The organism is Candidatus Thermoplasmatota archaeon, from assembly GCA_018814355.1.
In the GTDB taxonomy this organism is placed as follows: domain Archaea; phylum Thermoplasmatota; class Thermoplasmata; order UBA10834; family UBA10834; genus COMBO-56-21.
Genome location: JAHIZT010000011.1, coordinates 1 through 5,106, shown reverse-complemented (window position 1 = coordinate 5,106; position 5,106 = coordinate 1). Strand labels below are relative to the sequence as shown.

General features: G+C 54.9%; 5 protein-coding genes. 2 read left to right on the top strand and 3 right to left on the bottom strand.

Annotated features, from left to right (window positions below; genetic code table 11):
• Positions 1–1,461 (top strand): FAD-binding oxidoreductase (locus tag KJ653_00370; GenBank protein ID MBU0684295.1); only part of this gene is annotated, 1,461 nt, incomplete at its 5' end.
• Positions 1,458–2,612, top strand: coding sequence for a (Fe-S)-binding protein (locus KJ653_00365; protein ID MBU0684294.1), 1,155 nt, complete (start codon positions 1,458–1,460; stop codon positions 2,610–2,612). The genes KJ653_00370 and KJ653_00365, both read left to right, overlap by 4 nt.
• A gap of 13 nt (positions 2,613–2,625) precedes the next feature.
• Here the strand turns inward: KJ653_00365 and KJ653_00360 are convergent, their stop codons facing one another.
• The 3 genes from KJ653_00360 to KJ653_00350 form a co-directional block, all read right to left on the bottom strand.
• Positions 2,626–2,874, bottom strand: coding sequence for a hypothetical protein (locus KJ653_00360; GenBank protein ID MBU0684293.1), 249 nt, complete (start codon positions 2,872–2,874; stop codon positions 2,626–2,628).
• Between the two features lie 123 nt (positions 2,875–2,997).
• Entirely contained in the window at positions 2,998–3,711 is a 714-nt protein-coding gene (locus KJ653_00355; GenBank protein ID MBU0684292.1) for an alanyl-tRNA editing protein, read from the bottom strand.
• 182 nt (positions 3,712–3,893) lie between these two features.
• Positions 3,894–5,106: PKD domain-containing protein (locus KJ653_00350; GenBank protein ID MBU0684291.1), on the bottom strand; the 1,213-nt coding region annotated here is incomplete at its 5' end.

Genomic DNA, 5,106 nt, shown 5'->3' with positions numbered 1-5,106 from the left:
TCTCAATACTACAACATGTCATACATCGACGAGCTCGTGACCGCCTTGGGAAAGGAGAAGGTCCTATTGGACCCATCAGAGAGGTTCGTCTATGGTGCTGACTGGAGCCCAAGGACTCCTGACGAGTTTCTTCCCCCGGATGTGGTGGTCCTTCCCAGGACAACACGGGACATCCAGCGGATCATCAAGGTAGCCTACGGGAATGATGTGCCTGTCACTGCAGGTGCTGGCCTCACCGGAATGCTCGGAGGGGCAATGGCCATCTACGGCGGCATATACGTCGACATGACCACGATGAACTCAGTGGTCGAGGTAGACCCCAAGAACCAGACCATTCGCGTGCAGGCAGGAGCGACTCTTCAGGAGATCAACGACGCTGTACAGCCCTATGACCTCTGGCTTCCGCATCAGCCGGAATCGAAATGGGTAAGCACCATAGGCGCCGCGATAGCGTGCGACAACGACTCTACGTTCGGCGTCCGGTACGGCAAGATACTGAACTGCCTACTCAGCGCCGAGATAGTCACGGGCACGGGCGAGGTCCTGGAGCTCGGTCACAGAAAGGCGCACTTCACATCCTCAGGGTACAAGCTGAAGGATCTGCTGGCTGGCAGCGAGGGCACCCTGGGCATCATAACCGAGGCGACGCTCAAGCTGGAGCCTATCCCGGCCACACGAAGGGTTGACATGATCGTATTCCCGCGCATGGGCGCCGCGGTCGACTATCTAAGCAGGCTCCTGAAAGCCGGCCTGTGCATAGAGGCTGCGCACATCAACTGCAAACAAAGGCTCAAGTTCTACACTCAGAGCTACAAACAGAAGTTCGGCAAGGACCCCGTCATTCCAGCATGGGCTGAGGCGCTTCTTGCGATCGCCTTCGCGGGAGACCAGGAAGTCGTCGAGTCCCAAAGGAACTATGCGATCAAGATATCGAAGGACTTCGAGGGCCAGCTGGTAGAAGAACGCGAGATAGTCGATGCATGGTGGGCGTCCAAATACACTCTTGATTTCGAGCCGTTCAAGCAGAAGTGGCCCGATTCGCAGAAGCAGAAGAAGTTCGGAGCGGCGGACCCTGGAGTGCCCGTAGGCAGGCTCGAGGAGTTCTATCACAAGTTCGTCGACGTGGCGGAGAAACACAACCTGGAAATCATTGGGATGAACGCGTACCTCGAGCATCCCAACAGCATTGGTTTCTCTCTTTCATGTGCCGTCTTCGTGGACTACAGGAGCGCGGACGAGGTCCGCAGGTTCAGAGAATTCCACGATGAGCTCAGCAAGCTGGCCGTGGCATTCGAGGGCACGATGAGCACATTCATGAGCGATTCGAACCAGAAGGCACCTTACCTTGAGGTAGAGCATGGAGCCTCGTTGAAATACATGAGAGAGGTCAAGAGGCTGTTCGACCCGAAGGGCATCCTGAACCCTGGCAAGAAGTTCCCAAGGGAGGTCTATAAGGGATGAGCGGGCTCGAGGAGTTCAAGGATGAGCTCGAGACATGCTTTGGCACATCATGCGGGTTCTGCGAGAGAGGGTGTCCCGTCTACCAGACGATGAAGATCAAAACCCTGTGCATGAAAGGCAGGAACAGGACGATGCTGGGACTGCTTCAAGGCAGATTCGAGATCACACCAGCTGTCGTCCAGGCAGCCTTCGAATGCACCCTGTGCGGAAACTGCGACAGGTGGTGCTCGCTCAAAAACACCGAGCACACGCAGGTGTTCAGAGAATACCTGCTCAAGCATGGCGTCGAACCGATGAAGGAACACTCCTCCCTGGCCGCAAGCCTAAAGAACTACGGGAATCCGTGGTTCCAGCCCAGGAGCGCAAGGAACCGGTGGACGAAGGGCTTGAACATACCGAAGGCGGCACCGGGACAGCAGGATGTGTTGTTCTTCGCGGGCTGCACATCGGCCGTGACGAAGAATCTCAACAGGAGCCTGGTGGCTAGTGCCAAGATCCTTCAGAAGGCCGATGTCAAGTTCGCAACGATGGGACAGGACGAGCCCTGCTGCGGATCCACACTGCTCCGAGTTGGGCAGACCGACGCGTTCAACGAACTCTCGGCCGAAAACATCAGGAAGTTCGAGTCGCTGGGCATCAAGAAAATCGTGACCGCGTGCCCCGGCTGCTTCACCACCCTGAGGAAGTCGATTGAGAAGGCCGGGTCGAAAATAAAGGTCGTCCATGTCTCCCAGGAGATCGCCTCGCTGGTCAAGGAGGGCAGGCTCAAGGTCAAGAGATCGTCGGAGCGGATGACGTACCACGATCCTTGCCATCTCGGTCGTCTCGGTGGCATATTCGATGAACCGAGAGTGATAGTGGCGGCCGTCGCAACCCTGATTGAGATGCCGAACCACGGCTACGAATCGAGGTGCTGCGGCGCAGGCGCGGGCCTGCAATCGGCCTTTCCGAAGCTGTCACGAGACTTATCGGCCAAGAGGATTGCAGAGGCAAAGGCGACAGGAGCCACGACTCTTGTCACCTCATGTCCCTTCTGCGAGACGCAACTCAGGACTGTTCCAGGTATCAAGGTCGTCGACCTCATGGAGCTCCTGCTCGACGCAGCCCTGGATATCGATAGGAGCAACGGGAGCAACAGAAAGGTGGTCTAGAGCCTGGGCCTGTCTATGGGGATATTTTCCGCTTCAGCTCTCTCTCGTAGGTTTTGATCGAGTCCTTCGCCATTGACCACACTAGCAAGAACACGAAGGCGACCGTAAGCGACAGGCCGCTCGCCCAGATCACTTTCATCTCATTGGAGGCATCGGATATCACGATGGCCAAGTAAAGCAGACCTATTCCTATCACTGCGAATGCCGCGCTGAACATCATTGACATCTTTGATACTTGTGCTGCCGTTCCTACCCCTGCCATTCTGATCCTCTGGCACGAATAACCACCGCCGGTGTACTTAAGTGTTTAGCTGGATTCCCTAGGGCTCCAACGAGCAATGGCAATGAACCAGATTCCAAGTTCTACAGCGGCAGAAATCCATTACTAGACGAGCTCGTAAGTGATCCGCTCGCGATCCTTTCCCTTGTTCTCGCGCTTGGTGATCTTGACATTGCCCAGCTCAGAAAGGGAGCGCACATGGGTGCCTGCGCAAGGACAAACATCATACTGCTCAATCCTGACAACTCGAAGTTCCTGGACGGACTTCGGCAGGAGATCGAGGCTGGCCCTTTGGACATCGACTTCCTTCTCGAGTTCTATTCGAGAAGTGGTACATATCTCGACCTTTGCTCCGGAAGCGAGTATCTCGTTGCACTTCCTCTCGACGTCGGATATCATCTCATCTGTGAACTTGACAGGTGCGAAATCTATTCTCGAGCGATCGTGATAGAGCTGGTTGCCCACGGTCCGGGCCTTGTAGAGATCGTAGACGACGCCAGAGACTATGTGCTGTGCGGTGTGCATCCTCATATGGGCGTACCTTCGCTCCCAGTTGATTGCGCCGTACACTAGCTCGGGGACGATGTCTGGGTTCTGAACCAAATGGTGCTTCACGCCCTCCTTCTTGGTCACCTCTCTGACCTCAGCCTTGCCGCCCGGCCATTCGAGCCAACCGGTGTCAGAAGGCTGTCCACCCCCCAGCGGATAGAAGGCAGTCCTGTCAAGCACTACGTAATCGAACCCACGCTCGATGACCTTCGCATCGAACTCCTTGATGTAGTTCGATTCGACGTCCTTCATGTATAGCATCTCGGTCATGACTCACACTAGCCTTCGAGAGAATGAAAAGGAAGAAGATGGGAAATAGTTTTGGCCCCAGCCTCAATCCCTTGATGGTTGAATCCGAGTTGCGACCTACTAGCTCTTCAGGGATACAAATCCCAGCAGACGCACATCGACTATCTATGCTTGGTCCAGAACAGCAGCCAGAAGTCTGGCGCCTAGTCTTCTCTTGATCCACGCCTGATTGCAGCCCCGATGAACAACACCAGTATTCCGACAATTGGAACCAGCGCATTTGGGAACTCTGGGATAACCGGCTCGACGGTGATCCGCACAGTGGCTGTGTCAAAGTTGCCCGCAGCATCTGTCACATTGAGGGTGACGTCGTAGACACCATAAATCAAGAATGTGAAGACCGGTTCAGGATCAGTAAGCGTGACCGGTGCTCCATCGTAGATGAACGTCCATGTGTAGGTCACAATGTTCACATTGTCATGAGAGCCGGACCCATTGAACTGGACCAAGGTCCCGGGAGGCACGGTTAGGTTCATTCCGGCGTTGGCAACCGGAGACACGTCATCCGGGATCACATCAATGGAATATGTTGACGTGATGATGTGATTAAAGAGACCGTCCTTGTTATCGGTGAACTGCACCTTGACTTCATGTGCTCCAGCAGACGCAAATGAATGCTCGACGACACTTGTAGTGTTACCATCCACAAACTCAGTCAGGTTCACGTACACAAGCGAGCTCCCATCAGTGAAGTTCCAGACAAGCTCAATCGGGTCTTGCTCAGGATCAGCTATAACGAGCGTGAACGTGATCGGCTCGCCAACATATGCGTTGCTTCCTGGAATCGAGGTCCAGCTCATGATCGTCGGTGGAAGGTCATTCGAAGTAACATGCAACACGAGGAACTTGGTGACATCGTGACCGGTCCGTCCGTCGCTTACGGTCACTGTGACATTGTAGTTCCCGGTGCTAGTGTAGTTGTGATTCTGGACGAAGTAATAGACGGATGGTCCCCCGTCCGACAGGTTCGTAGCGCTCGGGGAACCATCCCCGAAGTCCCAAACAACTGTGAGAACGTCTCCGTCCATGTCGTAGGTCCCAACCGTGAATTCGACCAGGACATACCCTAGCGACACGTCCATCATAACAGGATTCGATGGAAATGCAGAAATCTCCGTCATCATCGGGACCCTGTTTGCCATCACATTAGCACTGATGTCCTGAGACACATTGTGAGGCCACACCTGGTTCGGAGGGAGCGCATCGCTGATGTTCAAGGTGATTCTGTGGGTGCCCTCCGTTCCGAATACATGCGTGATGTTGTTCCATACCACTTCGCCGGGAGCGGAGGCTGGTGTATGGAACACGGCGACCCGATATGTCTGAATCGAATCGTTGAACTGGAACATCCATGTG